The sequence below is a fragment of the Burkholderia sp. LS-044 genome (assembly GCF_004803625.1).
GTDB lineage: Bacteria > Pseudomonadota > Gammaproteobacteria > Burkholderiales > Burkholderiaceae > Burkholderia > Burkholderia cepacia.
The window spans coordinates 352628-368890 of the sequence record NZ_SSWO01000001.1 but is presented as its reverse complement, the minus strand read 5'-3'; the positions used below and the strand labels follow the sequence as shown (position 1 = coordinate 368890).

The following is a 16263-nucleotide window of genomic DNA, read 5'->3' as shown; positions in this document are numbered from 1 at the left end:
TTTTGGGCGACCGCAAGCGGGTGCACGCGCGGCTGGCCGTTCGGCCAGGATCAGCGAGCCGGCGCGGCGGTGCGCGTGACCCGGGCAACAGCGGCCGCAGGGGTGACCGGGGCAGCGGGCGCCGCGGAGGCGGTGCCCCCCGTATAGCGCGCGTCGGTCAGCGTGCCGAGGAACGCGACGATGTCGTCGATCTCCGCGTCGGTCAGCGCGGGCGGCGTGCCGGGCCGGCGGTTCATCGGCGTCGAGTTGACGTTGATGTTGCCGCGATAGGCGGCCGGCACATCGTCGAACGTTCCGGCCCCGTGATACCAGAAGCCCGGGTCGGTCGAGCGCGTGTTGTAGAACGCGACCGCGTCGCGCAGCGTCGTGAACACGCCGTTGTGCATGAACGTCTGCTTGAGCGCGACGTTGCGCAGCCCCGGTGTGCGCAGGTAGCCGCACCATTGCGTCGGCTCGGGCCAGCGCAGCCGCCGGGCGGTGTCGCACAGCCCGTTGTCGAAATGGCGCGGATCGCGGTTCGCCGGCAGCGCGCGGTTGCGCGGCACCGCGATCGCGTCGTAGCCGAAATCGGTGAAGAGCGAACGCTCCGGTCGGCTCGACGTCTCCGACAGCGTGTGGCAGCTCGTGCAGTTACCCTTGTCCGGATTCCGGAACAGCGCGAGGCCGCGCATCTCGGCCGGCGCGAGCGGCTTGCGCGTGCGCAGGAACGCGTCGAAACGCGACGTGAACGGCGCCATCTCGTCGCTCTGCAGATAGGCCTCGACGGCCAGGCCCAGCGCCCGCACCAGTTGCCCGGGATCGCGCCGCACCGACGCGCCGAAGCGCGCGGCGAGATCGGGCGCGAGTTCGGTTGCGTCCACCTTGCGCAGCAGCGCGGCCGGCGACCGGTTGTTCATCTCGTTCGGATCGAACAGCGGCCCGCGGATCTGCTCGGCGAGCGTATCCGCGCGGCCGTCGCTGAACAGGCCGCCGAACGGCGACGGTGCGGGCGCGTCGTCGTCCTGGTAGAAGTGGCGGCGCGGCACGTAGCGCACATAGAGCAGCGACGGCGCGTTGCGCTGGCTGAAACGCCCGGGACGGCTGCCTTCCGGCACGCCGGGCCCCGCGAGCGAGGCGGCCGACAGCGTCGGCGCGAACGCGCGGCCCGGGTCGTGGCAGCCCGCGCACGACATGCCGCGCGGCTCGGACAGCCGTGAATCGAAGAAGATCCGGCGGCCGAGCGCGACGAGCGTCGGGTCGGGCGCGAAGCGCGCGGTCGCCGCATCGACCTTGCCCGTCACCTGCGGCGTGCCGTTGCCGACCGTGTCGACGACTCGCGACGGCGGCGCACCGGGAAGCAGGACGGTTTCGGCCGGCGCGGCGTGCGCCGCGAGCGTCAGGCCGGCGAGCACGGCAGCGGCCAGCGTGCGCAGCGTTTGCCGGCCGCGCGCATGGCGGCCGGCACATCGAACTCCTTCACTCACGGCGCGATGAACCCCGTCTTGTCGCAGGCGAGCGTCCTGCCCGACTGGTTGCACGACGCGAGCAGCTTGCCGGCCGCCGAATACGCGTGGAAGACCCAGCCGGTCGCCGGGGCGGCCCGGCGTTCCATCATCAGGAAACCGAAGCTGTTGTTGTGCGACAGCCGCTCGATCACGGCGCCCGGTGCCGGTGTCAGGCCGGCCGGGAACGGGTCGGGCAGCGCGACGTCGAGATTGTCGCCGCCGTTGCCGGACACGATCGTCGCCGGGTGCCCGGACGAGAAGTTGATCGCCTGGAAATCGTGCACGTGCCCGTGCAGCGCCACGTGCACGCCGGGCGGGTAGTACGCCTGGGCGTTGAGGCTCGACATCACCGACTGCAGCGCGAGGTTGCCGGGCGCGGGCGTGCTGCCGGCGATCGGTGCGAACGCGAGGATCGGATGGTGGTTCGTGAAGATCGTCGTCGTCATGCCGGCCGTCGACGCGAGCGCGGCGACCGTCTGGAACTGCTTCTGGTAGATGCCGAACTGCGCGTCGGTCGTCTTGAGCGGCGTGCGGCCGACCTTCGCGGTGTCGAACACGATCACCTGCGAGCCGCCGCCGAGCGATACCGCATAGGGTTCCGAATAGTTCGCGTTGTTGTCGTTGGCCGGATCGTCGCACGAGCGCGCGGCCGAATACGGGCGCGGATCGAGGAAGCGGAACCAGCCCTGGCCCGCGCGTGCGCATTCCTCGTGGTTGCCGCGCACGACGACCCACGGGGCCTTCGCGAGCAACGGCGCGGCCGGGCGGAACAGGTCGGCCTGCCACGTATCCCAGCCGTAGCCCCACGGGCTGTCCTTGCAGCCGGCGATGTCCGGCGGGCATGCGTTTTCGCGGTAGTGGTAGTCGCCGATGTGCATCACCAGGTCGGGCGACAGCTTCGCGACGCTGGCCGCGATCGTGTCGAGCGGCCAGACCGTCGCGTCGTTGCACGCCTGCCATGCGTTGTCGGCCTTCTTCATGCGGCAGCCGGTGTCGGCGATGATCGCGATGCGTTGCGGCTGCGCCTTCGGCAGCGGCAGCGTGCGGCCCGCGACGCTCGCCGCCAGCGCGCCGGCCGGCAGCGTCGCCTCGCAGACGGACACCGGGAAGCTCGACGGCTTCGAATCGGACGGATCGCTGGCGGTCGGCCGCTGGGCGATGGTCGCGGCGCCCGCGCGCAGGGACATGCGCGACAGCTTGCCGTCGACGCTCAGTTGCGGGCACAACGGATCGTTGGCCGACGCGGGGGTGTAGTTCGTGATGACGCGCGCGATCGCCTGGTTCGTATCGCCAATCTCGACCCATGCGGCCTGGACGTTGACCGACGCACTCGCCGGATCGTCCGGCGAATCGATGTGGTTCGAGCACGCGGACAGCGCGGCGAAAGCAACAAGGGGAGCGCAGCGGACGAGCAGGGCGCGCGGGAGGAGTCGTCGCATGGGAGGCACCGTGGGAAAGTCGTCGACGATACGCAACATGAATGTAAGAAATATGAAAAAACGGGGCGCGACGGAGGGTTCGCACGCGGGCCGGGTGTCGACGTTGCGGCGGGTCGCGGCCACGGGGGCTTGACTTCAAGCCGGCTTGAAGCAGCAAAGTGCGATGCACGATCAATGAACCGGAAAGGGAATCGACGATGGAAACCAGACGGCCCAATGACGAACAATCCGCGCTTTGGAACGGCCCGTCGGGCCGCGCCTGGGTCCAGACGCAGGCGCTGATCGACCGGATGTTCGAGCCGTTGGAGCGGTTGCTCGTGGAGGCGGTTGCCGCGTCGTCCGCGCGCAGCGTGCTCGACGTCGGCTGCGGCACGGGCGCGGTCACGGTTGCGATCGCGCGGCGGCTCGGCGCGCATGCGCAATGCACGGGTATCGATATCTCGGCCCGGATGATCGACGCCGCGCAGGCGCGAGCCGAACGCAGCGGCGTCCGCGCCCGCTTCGTGCGTGCCGATGTGCAGACGCACGCGTTCGAGCCCGCGAGCGTCGACCTGATCGTGTCGCGCCTCGGCGTGATGTTCTTCGACGATCCGGTTCGCGCGTTCGCGAATCTGCGGCAGGCGGCGCGGCCGGATGCGCGGATGCGGTTCGTCGCATGGCGCAGCGCGGCAGACAATCCGTTCATGACGATCGCCGAGCGGGCCGCGGCGCCGTTGCTGCCGAACCTGCCCGCACGGCGGCCCGGCGCGCCGGGGCAGTTCGGCTTCGGCGACCGGCAGCGGATCGCGTCGGTGCTGGCGGACAGCGGCTGGGCGGACGTGGCGATCGAGCCGGTCGAACTGGCGTGCGCGCTGCCCGCGTCCGCGCTGGACGACTACATCACCCGGCTGGGCCCGGTCGGGCTGGCGTTGCTGGAAGTGGACGACGCAACGCGGCGGCGCGTGGTCGACACGATGCGTGCCGCATTCGAGCCTTACGTCGACGGCGCGGAAGTGCGCTTCGATGCGGCATGCTGGCTCGTGACGGCGCGTGCACCGTCCGTGTGACACGTTGTGGCGAGGAAGCGGATCGGGGAAGGGGCGGCCGCTTCGCCCCGCGCGTTGCCGTTCGCGCGGGACGTGGCCGGGCCGCATGACATACGCACGTCAGCGTCGCCGCGCGCGCAGCATCAGCCACGCACAACCGCCGGCGACCAATGCGAGACCGAGCAGGACGGCTTCGACGCCGAGCGCGAACCCGGGCGGCATGTGCCCGGTGTCCGGCATCGGCGACAGGTTGATGCCCATCGCGACGGCGCCGCCGGCGAGCAGCGCCGCGCAGACGATCCAGTAGACCTTGCCGCGCGGCGCCGCGGCGCGGATCCGCCACAGCGCGATGCCGGCTCCGCCGAGATAGAGCACGGCGAGCGTGCCGAGCGCGATGACGTCGGAGGCGCGGCTTTGCAGGAGCCCGGTCATCGTGCGGCTCCGTCGGGCGTGGCAGGCCGCCACGGCGCGGCAAAGACGGCGGGCAGGGTCATTCGGCCTCCGTCGCATGCCCCGGCGCGCGGCTCAGCAGATGCGTGCGCTTGTCGGCCGCGAGCGACACGTAGCGTTCGTACTGGCGCAACACGTCGGCAATCACTTCGTCGCCGCGCAGGTATTCGACGTCGTAGCCGAGCCGCCCGTCCTCGAAGAACGTGACGATCCCGTACACGTGGGCCCGTGCCGCTTCCGGCCCGGCCGTCTCGCGCACGAGGAACGCGGCCGCCGATTTCACCGTCACGCGCACGCCGTACACGAAATCGCGGTGGTCGGCGGTCGGCACGGTCAGGCGCACGGCGTCGTCGCTGTCGCGCTGCACGTGCGCATCGACGCCGCCAGCGCGCAACTCGTCGGCGACTTTGCGCAGCGCCGGCTCGACCGTTTCGGCGACGAACTGGCGTGCTTCGGCTTCGGTCGTCTGCCGCAGGATGTGCGTCAGGCGGTGGCGCCAGTGCTGGCCGGTCCAGAAGCTCGTCGCGGGCGCGACGTCCTGCGAATAGTGCACGCGGTCGGCCGCGAGCCCGCGCCACAGCCCGTAGCAGAGCGCGATCATGATGATCGCGACCGGCAGCGCGGCGATCAGCGTCATCGCCTGCAATGCGCCGAGCCCGCCTGCGACGAGCAGCACCGCGGCCGTCACGCCGAGCAGCGCGGCCCAGAACAGCCGTTGCCAGACGGGCGAGTGCGCGTGGCCGCGCGTCGCGATCTGGTCGATCACGAACGCGCCCGAATCGGCGGACGTGACGAAGAACACCGCGATCAGCACGATCGCGGCGATCGACAGCCCTTGCGACAGTGGCAGGAAATCGAAGAAGCGGAACAGCAGCGCGTCGACATTGGTGGCCGTCTGCGCGAGCGCGCCGGCCGCGCCGTGCGTATCGAGCCAGATCGCGCTGTTGCCGAACACGGTCATCCACACGAGGTTGAACGCGGTCGGCACGAGCAGCACGCCGATCACGAACTGGCGGATCGTGCGGCCGCGCGAGATGCGTGCGATGAACATGCCGACGAACGGCGACCACGACACCCACCATGCCCAGTAGAGGATCGTCCAGCCGCCGAACCAGCCTTCCTCGCGCGGCGACGCATACGCGTACGTGCGGAACGACAGGTCGACGAGGCTCGACAGGTACTGGCCGATGTTGTCGCCGAGCGCGCGCAACAGGAACGCCGTCGGGCCCGTGACGGCCACGAACGCGAGCAGCAGGAACGCGAGCAGCAGGTTCAGTTCGGACAGCCGCCGCACACCCTTGTCGAGGCCGCTTGCGGCCGACAGCCCCGCGAGGATCACGACGAGCGCGACGAGCCCGACGCGAAATGCGTTGCTACCCGTATCCCAGCCGGCGACCGTATGCAGGCCCGCGCTGATCTGCATCACCCCGTAGCCGAGCGTCGTCGCGATGCCGGCGACCGTGCCGACCAGCGCGAACGCGTCGACCGTGTGGCCGATCCAGCCGTTGATGCGCTCGCGCAGCACCGGATACAGCCCCGAGCGGAGCGTCAGCGGCAGGTTGTAGCGGAAGCCGAAGTACGCGAGCACGAGCCCCATCAGCCCGTAGATTGCCCACGCGTGGAAGCCCCAGTGGAAGAAGGTCATCAGCATTGCCTCGCGGGCAGCGGCGGGCGTGCCGGGGGCGACGGTCGGCGGCTTCAGGAAGTGCTGCATCGGCTCGCCGACGCCGAAGTACATGAGGCCGATGCCCATGCCGGCCGCGAACAGCATCGCTGTCCACGACACGAAGCTGAATTCGGGTTCGGCATCGTCGGGGCCGAGCCGGATGTTGCCGAAATCGCTCGCGGCGATCAGCACGAGAAACACCAGGAAGCCGGTGACGGCGAGCACGTAGAACCAGTCGAAGCGCGCGACGACCCATTGCTGGCCGGCGGAGAACAGCGTGCCGGCTTCGCTCGGGAGCAGTGCGCACACGACGAGCAGTGCGCCGATGACCGCGAGCGCGGGCAGGACGACCTGCGGCTTGAATGTCGTGCGGGGCGAGGGACGGGAATCTGGCATGGCTGGCATCCAGTTGTGGGCGCAACGAGGCGCGACGCCGCCCGGCGCGCGTGTCGTGCGTCGGACCCTGATACGGCGTGCGTCGAGTGTACCGCGGTGTCAGGACTGCAAGAAGGGGTATGCAGGAGGGTTGAACCTGACGAATTGTAAGGTATCGAGGGGATCGAGAAAACCCGTGCAGTTTGCGCGGCGCGCGGACGGGGCGCCGAAAACGCCCCGAAGCGGCTGCGTATCGGGTGCCCGGACAGCACGCGAGGCATCCGAGCAATGCGTGTCGCCCGGGGCAGGGGCAGCGCGCCGAAGGCGCTGCCGCGATGGCTCAGAACGTGACGGCGATGCCGGCCATGCCGACGAACTGGCCGTGCGTCGTCGAAGGCGTGAGCTGCTGCGAATCGCCGACGATCGGCGCCGCGTCGATCACGTGGCCGGCACCTTGCGCACCGAGCGTCCGGCCGCTCGAATGCGTGTACGCCTGCAGCGCATAGAGTGTCGTGCGCTTCGACAGGCTGTACGACTCCTTCAGCGAATACTGCTGGTAGCGGGCCGCGCTGTCGATGCCGTTCGCCTTCGACGCGAGCGTGTACGCGAACGCGCCGGCCACCGAGAATGCCGGCGTGAAGCGGTATGCGGCGAGCGCGCCGTAGGTGTTGAACACGGCCGTGTCCGTGAACGCGGAGCCGTTGCCGGGCAGGTACTTCACGTTCGAATAGTTGACGCCCATCGTCAGGTTGCCGAGCGTGTAGTTGCCGGCCGCCGCGACCTGCTCGACGGCCTTCGCGGTCAGGTAGCCCTGGTTCAGCACGGACACCGCGAAGCTGCCCGACGCGGCGGTCGCCGGATTCAGGAAGCCTGCCGACGAGCCCGAGCTGTTGATGCGCAGGTAGCCGGCCGCGACGCCGATCGGCCCGTTCGCATAACGCAGTGCGGCGCTGAACGTGTTGCCCTTGCCGGTCGCACCGGCAATGCCGCCGAATGCGTACATCGCGCTCGCGGTCAGTCCGGCGAAGGTCGGCGACGTATAGGTAACCGAATTGTTCACGCGGATCGTCGTGTCGAGGCCGTCGATGTCGCCCGGGTGCGCGCCCGTCGCACCGGTCAGCCAGCTGCTCGACGCGTACGGGCCGACGAACAGGAAGTAGGGCGTGTACTGGCGGCCGGCCGTCATCGTGCCGTAGCGATCGTTGCGCAGGCCGACGAAGGCCTGGCGATTGAATATCAGGCCGGCGGCGGATTGCGTGCCGTTGTTCAGGTTGAAGCCGGACTGCAGGTCGAAGATCGCATGCGTGCCGCCGCCCAGATCCTCGTCGCCGCGCAGCCCGAACTTCGACGCATACAGGTTGCCGTCGCGCATGTAGAGGTTCGAATGGCCCTGCTGGTTGTTCACGTACGCGAGCGAATCGTCGACGACGCCGTACAGCGTCACGCTGCTCTGCGCATGGGCGGCGGTCGCGCCGAGCGATGCGGTCGACAAAATCAGGATTGCATAGCGGTTGACGGGTGCTTTCACTGTCGATCTCCAGGTATCTTCATCTTTTCAAGGTGGGCGGGAGGCTCGATTGCCTCCTCTGTGGCGGGCGGCGGGCCGCATGAACGGCCCGCCCGATCGGGTTTGCTTCAGTTGTCGAAGGCGACGACGATTCGGCGCCAGGTACCGCTCTGCGCATCCTGTTCGACGCGTGCGCCGCGCACGGCGACCGCGCCTTGCACCGACGCGGGCAGCAGGATCTCGACGCGGTCGGCCGGGCGTGCCGGGCGGCCGTCCCAGCGCACCGACACGCCGAGCACGCCCGACGCCTCGCGGCCGGTTTCGACGCGCCACAGCCCGTATTCGCCGTCGCGCCATGCTTCCGTCTCGCCGTCGTCTTCGATGCATTCGCCGTACGCGACGCCGTCCTCGACGCGCGGCGCGACGACGAAGCCGCGCGTGTCGGCACGTGCGCCGAAATGCTGTTCCGCGACGTTCAGCGGCAGCACGCGGCCCTCGCGCAGCAGCATCACCGGCGTGTCGAGCGGGGCGGGCAGCGTTACGCTCGCGCCGCCGTCGAACGACTGCGCGCTCGCACAGCACATCCAGCGCGCGCCCGACGGCAGGTAGACGGTGCGCTCCGTCAGGCCCGGATCGACGACCGGCGCGACGAGCAGGGCGTCGCCGAGCATCATGTCGTCGCATGCGTCGTAGCAGCGCGCGTCGCCGGTGAAATCGGCGAAGGTCGGCCGCAGCACGGGCTCGTAGCGCGTCGTCGACAGCCACAGCAGGTGATAGAGGTAGGGCAGCAGGCGGTAGCGCTGCTTGATCAGCGATGCGACCTGCGCGGTGATCTCCGGGTACATCCACGGTTCGTTGACGGTGCCGTCGTCGTTCCACGAATGGATGCTGAAGCGCGGCATGAAGATGCCGAACTGCACCCAGCGCAACAGCAGTTCGGGCGACGGCGCGGGCCCGGAGAAGCCGCCGATGTCGTGGCCGATGTTCGACACGCCCGACAGCGCGAGCCCGAGGCCCATCTTCAGGTTGTAGCGCAGCGTTTCCCACGACGTGTAGTTGTCGCCGGACCAGGTCTGCACATAACGCTGCATGCCGGCGCCGCCGGAGCGCGACACGAGGAACGGGCGCTGCGCCGGTGCATGCGCACGCTGCGCTTCGCGCGACGCGCGCATCATCAGCATCGTCTGCAGCACCTTCGCCTCGCGCGCGGGAAACGGCTGGCCGAAGCCGTGCGCGATCGCGTCGGGCGACCAGATCTCGTATTCGTTGTTGTCGTTCCAGGTCGACTCGATTCCGTATTCGAGCAGCGCCGACGTGACCTGCTCGCGCCACCAGCGGTACGCGTCCGGCTGCGTGAAGTCGAGATACGCGCCGACCTCGTCCCAGAACTGCACCCAGGCCGGCTCGCCGGACGCCGAGCGGATCAGCAGCCCGCGCGTTGCGGCGTCTGCGAAGGCGGGATGGTCGCGCAGCAGGCACGGCTTGATGTTCGCGCACAGGCGGATGCCGTGGTCGCGGTAATGCTGCACGAAGCCCTTCGCGTCGGGAAACTTGTCGCGGTTCCAGTTGAACACGTAGCGCTTCGCGCCGATCGACGTATAGCCCGACGACAGGTGGAACGAATCGCACAGGATGTCGTGCGTGTCGCACTGTTCGACGAACTGGTTCATCTGCTGCTGCGCGTCCGGCGCATCGGTGTAGCTCATCGTCGAGCCCGAGTAGCCGAGCCCCCATTTCGGCGTGCGCGCGGGGCGCCCCGTGAGCCACGTGAAGCGCCGCGCGGCCGCGAGCGGCGTGTCGGGCGACGCGATGAAGTAGTAGTCGAGATCGCCATGCTCGGCGACGAAGTAGCGGTACGGGCCGTGATAGTTGTCGAGCTCGCGGCCCATGTCGAACGCGCAGTCCGACAGCGTGTCGTAGAACAGCCCGAACCCCTGGCACGCATCGGGCGACCACGTGATGTAGAACGGGATGTGCTTGTACAGCGGGTCCGTGTGCTTCGCGCTGTAGCCCATCGCGTCGATGTTGCGCATCTCGAAGCGCGCGCCGGTGCGGTCGAGTTCGCCCGCGCGTTCGCCGAGGCCGAATACCTTGTCGCCGCGTTCGCGCGCGACGTAGTGATATGCGCGGTCGTCCCACCAGCCGAAGTTGTAGGCCTGCGTCGGGCGGTCGGCAAGCGCGACTCGCCACGCGCCGTCGGCGCCGCGCATCGACCACGTGCAGTGGCCGCCTTGCCGGCTCACGGCGAGGCGGATCTGCGCGGTTTCGATGTACACGCCGTCGTCGTCTTCCAGGAGCGTATGGGAGGGCAGCGCGAAGCCGCTCAGGTCGAGGCGGTCGCGCCCTTCGAGCGGCACGTCGTCGAGGCCCGGTGCGATCGTCCACGTGCGCGGGTTGCGCGCCGTCGCATCGGGCAGCACGCGTACCCGCACGATGTCGTCCTCGAGCACGAAGATCTCGAGGGTCGCGCCCGTATCGGACGCGAGCAGCACACGGTTCGCGTGCTGGCCGGCGACGCGGAACACGGGCGGATGAAGAAGCGAAGTCATGAATGCGGTTCCAGTTAGGGGCGAAGGTCAGGCGTGCCGTGCGAGAAGGCGTTCCTGCTTCGACTGCCCGCGGATCAGCACCGCGAGCAGCGTGACGCCGATGATGTCGAACAGGCCGAGGCACGCGAACAGCGGCGCATAGCCGATCTTGTCGGCGAGCGCGCCGACCAGCAGCGAGAAACCGAGCCCGCCGATCCACGCGGCCATCCCGGCGAAGCCGCTCGCGGTGCCGACTTCCTCGGAATCGAACACGTCGGCCGACAGCGTGTTGACGAGCGCGGAGATCATCTGGTGCGCGAAGCCGCCGACGCAGAACAGCGCGATGGCCGTGTACGGCGACGACACGAGCCCGATCATCGCGGGCCCGAGCATCAGCACCGCGCCGAGCGCGACGCCGGCGACGCGCGACCACACGAGCGGCAGCCTGAACCGCTTCGCGAGATACGGCGACAGGTAGCCGCCCGCGATGCCGCCGGCGTCGGCCGCGAGAAACGGCATCCACGCGAAGATCGCGATCTGCGTGAGCGGCATGTGGCGCTCGGTCGCGAGGTACAGCGGAATCCAGAAGCTGAAGGTCTGCCACGCAGGCTCGGCGAAGAAGCGCGGCAGCGCGATGGCCCAGAAGCGCCGCGCGGTGACGACGTCGCGAATGCGGCGCTTCGACACGGGCGGCATCGTCGCCTGGCCGTCGCGGATCAGCGCGCGCTCCTGCGGCGTGATGCGTGGATGGTCGGCGGGCGACCGGTATTGCGTGTACCAGAGCGCGGCCCACAGGAAACCGAGCGCGCCGGTGGCCATGAACGCGGCCTGCCAGCCGAACCGCATCGACAGGAACACGACGAGCGGCGGCGCGATCGCGGCGCCGAGCGACGTGCCCGCGTTGAAATAGCCGACCGCGACGGATTTTTCGCGATCGGGAAACCATTCCGCAACCGCCTTCATCCCCGACGGAATCGCGGCGGCTTCGAACAGGCCCAGGAGGCCGCGCAGGATGCCGAGCGACAGCCAGCCCGATGCGAAGCCGTGCGCGACGCCGACCACCGACCACAGCATCGCGAACAGCGCGAACCCGAGGCGCAGGCCGATCAGGTCGACGATGAAACCGCACACGGGCTGCATGATCGTGTAACCGATCTGGAACGCGCCGACGATGTACGAATACTGCTGCGTCGAGATCGCGAACACGTGCTTCAGCTCGGGGGCGAGCACCGCGAGGGAATTCCGTGCGAGGTAGTTGAGGATCGTGCCGAGACATACGAGCACGATGATCCACCAGCGCAACGCCTTGACTGTCTTCACTGCTGTCTCCTGTCGGGCAGGGCCGGCGCGCGGCGCCGGACCGATCCATGACGACCATCCGTTCGGGATGGCCTGTTTCGCTTTATTCGTACGATGTCCGATCTTGATGGGTGCCAGTTTTCCCGGTTTGACGCGGAATGATGGCGTTCAAGCGAACACTTCGCCGTTCTCGGAGGCTGAAGTTATCGGACGACTGATCATTTTCGAACATCCTATGTTCGAATTCGAATCCGGTCAACGCGAAATTGCATTCGAACGAACTTGCTTGGGGTTTTCCCCATGGGCGGGCGCAGGCGACGCACGTGCGGACCCGCGGCGATCACATGCCAAAGGCCCGTGCGGCGGGGCTGTGCGGGCGTCGGGCGATCGCGGGGCGGGGGAACGGGACGTCACAACCCGGATGAAAATTTATTTCTTTTCGTAATTGGGATTGTGTAAATTCATTTCCATCATTCTTTCAACAACCCTTCGCATGACGCCTCTCGCTCCGCACGATGCCAGTCACGACGAACCCGCGATCGCCGAACGGATCGCGTCGGCGATGCCGTTGATGACGCCGATCCACCGGCGCATGGGCGAGTTCGTGCTCGCGAATCCGTTCCGCGCGGCGACGATGCGCATCGACGAACTCGCGCAGGCCGTGAATGCGTCGATCGCGACCGCGAACCGTTTCGCGAAGGCGCTCGGTTTCGACGGCTATCCGGCGATGCGCGCGGCGCTCGTGCGCGGCTTCGAAGCGACGCTCGGGCCGGTCGAGCGGCTGCGTTCCGCGCAGGAGCAGGAGTCCGGGGTGCGCGGTGCGGCATGGATCGACGCGGTATTCGACCAGGCCGTCGCGAACATCGAGAACACGCGCGCGCAACTGGACGCGGCCGACGTCGAGGCCGCGGTCGAGGCGATCGTCGGCGCGCGGCGCGTGTTGATCCTCGGCGCGGGGTCGAGCGCGTTCCTCGCCGGGCTGATGGAGCACGGGCTGTCCGTCTGCCACGACAACGTGCAGTCGCTCGCGCTGCTCGGCGGCCCGTCGCACGCGGCACGGCGGCTCTATACGGCCGACTCGCGCGATCTCGTGATCGCGCTCGCGTTTCCGCGCTACGTGAAGGACACGATCGAACTGGCCCGCCGCGCGGCGGCGCGCGGTGCACGCGTACTCGGTATCTCCGACGGCCCGCAATCGCCGCTGTCGCCGATCGCGTCGCTGAACCTGTACGTCAAGGCCGAACGGCGCTTCGCGGCCACGTCGGAAGCCGCCGTGCTCACGATGATCGAGGCGCTGATCGACGCGGTCGCGCTGCGCACGCACCGGTCCGCGAAATCCGCCGCCGAGATGACCGAATTCCTGCTGCCGTGGCTCATGCAGCCGCAAGCGACGCAGCCGGCCGCCAACCCTTCTTCCCACCGTCCGAAAAAAACATGACTTCACCCGCGATCGTTGCGATTCACGGCGGCGCAGGCACGATCCTGCGCGATGCGATGGATTCCGATACCGAACGTCAGTACCGTGCCGAGCTGACCGCGATCCTGACGGCCGCCCAGCAGGTGCTGGCCGACGGCGGCAGCGCGCTCGACGCCGTCACCGTCGCGGTGCGGATGCTCGAGGACTGTCCGTTGTTCAACGCCGGGCGCGGTGCCGTCTATACGGCCGAAGGCAAGCACGAACTCGACGCGGCGGTCATGGATGGCGCGACGCTCGGCGCGGGTGCGATCTGCTGCGCGACGCGCGTGCGCAATCCGGTGCTCGCCGCGCGGCGCGTGATGGAGGCGAGCGAACACGTGCTGTTCGCCGGCGCGGGGGCCGATGCGTTCGCGGCCGCACAGGGGCTCGAACTCGCGGAGCCCGGCTATTTCGACACCGAAGCGCGTCACGCGCAGTGGGTCAAGGCGCGCACGGCAGCCGGCGCGATGCTCGACCATGACGCGGCGACGTTCGCGTTCGGCAAATCACAGTCGCAATCGCAGCCGGCCGAGCCGCTCGATCCGGACCGCAAGCACGGCACGGTCGGCGCGGTCGCGTGCGACCGGCACGGCCACATCGCGGCGGCGACGTCGACGGGCGGCATCACGAACAAGCAGCCGGGGCGCGTCGGCGATTCGCCGATCATCGGCGCAGGCTGCTATGCGGACGACGCGACCTGCGCAGTGTCGTCGACGGGCACCGGCGAAATGTTCATCCGGCTCGCGACCGCGCATGACGTTGCCGCGCAGATCGCGTATCGCGGCGCGTCGCTCGCCGATGCCGCGCACGACGTCGTGATGAACAAGCTGCCGCGCCTCGCGGGCCGCGGCGGGATCATCGCGGTCGACGCGCAGGGCAACGTCGCGATGCCGTTCAACACCGAAGGGATGTACCGCGGTTACGCGCGCGTCGGTGAAGCGCCGGTGGTCGGCATCTACCGCGACGACGACACGGCCTGATCCCGGCCAGCACGAAGAGGAAATCCACGATGACTTCGAGCCGTAACCCGTCCGGCCTGGTGCTGCCCGAGCAGCGCGTGGTGGCCGTCGACGACCTGTCGGTCACGTTCCGCCGCGAAGGCGCGACGTTCGACGCGGTGCGCAACGTGTCGTTTCACGTCGATCGCGGCGAGACGCTCGCGATCGTCGGCGAATCGGGCTCGGGCAAGTCGGTCACGTCGCTCGCGCTGATGCGGCTCGTCGAGCACGGCGGCGGCGCGATCACGAACGGCCGGATCGCGTTCCGCCGGCGCGGCGGCGCGCTCGTCGATCTTGCGCAGGCAAGCGGTGCGACGATGCGCGGCATTCGCGGCGCGGACATCGCGATGATCTTCCAGGAGCCGATGACGTCGCTGAACCCGGTGTTTACGGTCGGCGACCAGATCAGCGAGGCGATCGCGCTGCATCAGTCGAAGAGTGCATCGGAAGCGCGCGCGGAGACGCTGCGGCTGCTCGAACTCGTGCGCATTCCGGAGGCGCGCCGCGTGTTCGCGCGCTATCCGCACCAGTTGTCGGGCGGGATGCGGCAGCGCGTGATGATCGCGATGGCGCTGTCGTGCCGGCCCGCGCTGCTGATCGCCGACGAGCCGACGACCGCGCTCGACGTGACGATCCAGGCGCAGATCCTGCAACTGGTGCGCGGGCTGCAGGACGAAATGAACATGGGCGTGATCTTCATCACGCACGACATGGGCGTGGTGGCCGAAGTGGCCGACCGTGTGCTCGTGATGTATCGCGGCGAGAAGGTCGAGGAGGGCGAATCGGATCGCATCTTCGCGGCGCCCGCGCATCGCTACACGCGTGCGTTGCTCGCGGCCGTGCCGAAGCTCGGCTCGATGCAGGGCACCGACGCGCCCGAGAAATTCCCGCTGCTGAAGGTGGAGGGTGCAAACACGGCAGCACCGGCGGCATCGCCGGCACCCGCATCGGCGGCGAACGACGGTGCGCAGCCGGGCTTCGATCAATCCGCGTCGCCGATCCTGCGCGTGCGCGATCTCGTGACGCGCTTCCCGGTGAAGAGCGGCGTGTTCGGCCGTGTATCGCAATACGTGCATGCGGTCGAGCGTGTGAGCTTCGAGTTGCGCGCGGGCGAGACGCTCGCGCTGGTCGGCGAATCGGGCTGCGGCAAGTCGACCACCGGCCGCTCGCTGCTGCGCCTCGTCGAATCGCAGAGCGGCTCGATCGAGTTCGACGGCCGCGACATCAGCGCGCTGAAAGGCCCCGACCTGCAGGCGCTGCGCCGGAACATCCAGTTCATCTTCCAGGACCCGTTCGCATCGCTGAACCCGCGCCTGACCGTGGGTTTCTCGATCATGGAGCCGCTGCTCGTGCACGGTGTCGCGAGCGGCCGCGAAGCGCAGGCGCGGGTCGACTGGCTGCTCGACAAGGTCGGCCTGCCGCCCGAGGCCGCGCGTCGTTATCCGCATGAATTCTCGGGCGGCCAGCGCCAGCGGATCGCGATCGCGCGTGCGCTCGCGCTGAACCCGAAGGTCGTGATCGCCGACGAATCGGTGTCGGCGCTCGACGTGTCGGTGCAGGCGCAGATCGTCAACCTGATGCTCGACCTGCAGCGCGAACTCGGCGTCGCGTACCTGTTCATCTCGCACGACATGGCCGTCGTCGAGCGCATCAGCCATCGCGTCGCGGTGATGTATCTCGGCCAGATCGTCGAGATCGGCCCGCGCCGCGCGGTGTTCGAGGCGCCGCAGCATCCGTACACGAAGAAGCTGATGAGCGCGGTGCCGGTGGCCGACCCCGCGCGCCGGCACGCCCCGCGCCAGCTCGCGGCGGACGAAATCCCGAGCCCGATCCGCGCGGCCGGCGACGAGCCGGTCGTCGCGCCGCTCGTCGCGGTCGGCCCGGATCACTACGTCGCGACGCACCGCGTCGGCGGCGCGTACTGAACGCGCGCAGGTTGCCATGGACCGCAGCTGCGCACGAGCGAGGCAACGACGCATTTTCCCCGAGCGGGCGCCGTCCCGCCGCGACTCTCACCACGCGTTATCGAATCACCC

General features: G+C 69.0%; 11 protein-coding genes. 4 read left to right on the top strand and 7 right to left on the bottom strand.

What is annotated here, in order from left to right; all coding sequences use genetic code 11:
- Window positions 1-50 precede the first annotated feature (50 nt).
- The gene (locus E9536_RS01585; RefSeq protein ID WP_136469151.1) at window positions 51-1463 is read right to left on the bottom strand and encodes a cytochrome c peroxidase; all 1413 of its coding nucleotides are present in this window, start codon (window positions 1461-1463) and stop codon (window positions 51-53) included.
- On the bottom strand, window positions 1460-2923 hold the full coding sequence (locus E9536_RS01580) for a metallophosphoesterase (RefSeq protein ID WP_124917837.1): 1464 nt from the start codon (window positions 2921-2923) through the stop codon (window positions 1460-1462). The genes E9536_RS01585 and E9536_RS01580 overlap by 4 nt, the downstream gene beginning before the upstream one ends.
- Window positions 2924-3120: 197 nt before the next feature.
- Here E9536_RS01580 and E9536_RS01575 point away from each other — a divergent pair, with 197 nt between their 5' ends.
- A complete protein-coding gene (locus tag E9536_RS01575) occupies window positions 3121-3969 on the top strand; it encodes a class I SAM-dependent methyltransferase (protein ID WP_136469150.1) in 849 nt (282 codons plus the stop codon).
- Between the two features lie 99 nt (window positions 3970-4068).
- On the opposite strand, the gene E9536_RS01570 is transcribed toward E9536_RS01575, so the two are convergent.
- From E9536_RS01570 to E9536_RS01550, 5 genes are all read right to left on the bottom strand, one after another.
- Window positions 4069-4380: a hypothetical protein gene (locus E9536_RS01570; RefSeq protein ID WP_136469149.1), complete on the bottom strand. Its 312-nt coding sequence runs from the start codon at window positions 4378-4380 to the stop codon at window positions 4069-4071.
- Between the two features lie 58 nt (window positions 4381-4438).
- Window positions 4439-6460, bottom strand: a complete 2022-nt coding sequence (locus E9536_RS01565; RefSeq protein WP_136469148.1) for a BCCT family transporter — start codon at window positions 6458-6460, stop codon at window positions 4439-4441.
- A gap of 319 nt (window positions 6461-6779) precedes the next feature.
- Entirely contained in the window at window positions 6780-7967 is a 1188-nt protein-coding gene (locus E9536_RS01560; RefSeq protein ID WP_124814857.1) for a porin, read from the bottom strand.
- Window positions 7968-8074: 107 nt separating this feature from the next.
- Entirely contained in the window at window positions 8075-10495 is a 2421-nt protein-coding gene (locus E9536_RS01555; RefSeq protein ID WP_136469147.1) for a glycoside hydrolase family 31 protein, read from the bottom strand.
- Window positions 10496-10522: 27 nt separating this feature from the next.
- The gene (locus E9536_RS01550; protein ID WP_021156644.1) at window positions 10523-11794 is read right to left on the bottom strand and encodes an MFS transporter; all 1272 of its coding nucleotides are present in this window, start codon (window positions 11792-11794) and stop codon (window positions 10523-10525) included.
- Between the two features lie 472 nt (window positions 11795-12266).
- Here E9536_RS01550 and E9536_RS01545 point away from each other — a divergent pair, with 472 nt between their 5' ends.
- From E9536_RS01545 to E9536_RS01535, 3 genes are read left to right on the top strand one after another with little or no spacing between them, the layout of a single operon-like run.
- Complete coding sequence (locus E9536_RS01545) at window positions 12267-13211, top strand: MurR/RpiR family transcriptional regulator (RefSeq protein WP_136469146.1); 945 nt, start codon at window positions 12267-12269, stop codon at window positions 13209-13211.
- The gene (locus tag E9536_RS01540; RefSeq protein ID WP_136469145.1) at window positions 13208-14209 is read left to right on the top strand and encodes an isoaspartyl peptidase/L-asparaginase; all 1002 of its coding nucleotides are present in this window, start codon (window positions 13208-13210) and stop codon (window positions 14207-14209) included. The genes E9536_RS01545 and E9536_RS01540 overlap by 4 nt, the downstream gene beginning before the upstream one ends.
- A gap of 29 nt (window positions 14210-14238) precedes the next feature.
- The gene (locus E9536_RS01535; RefSeq protein WP_136469144.1) at window positions 14239-16152 is read left to right on the top strand and encodes a dipeptide ABC transporter ATP-binding protein; all 1914 of its coding nucleotides are present in this window, start codon (window positions 14239-14241) and stop codon (window positions 16150-16152) included.
- Window positions 16153-16263 lie beyond the last annotated feature (111 nt).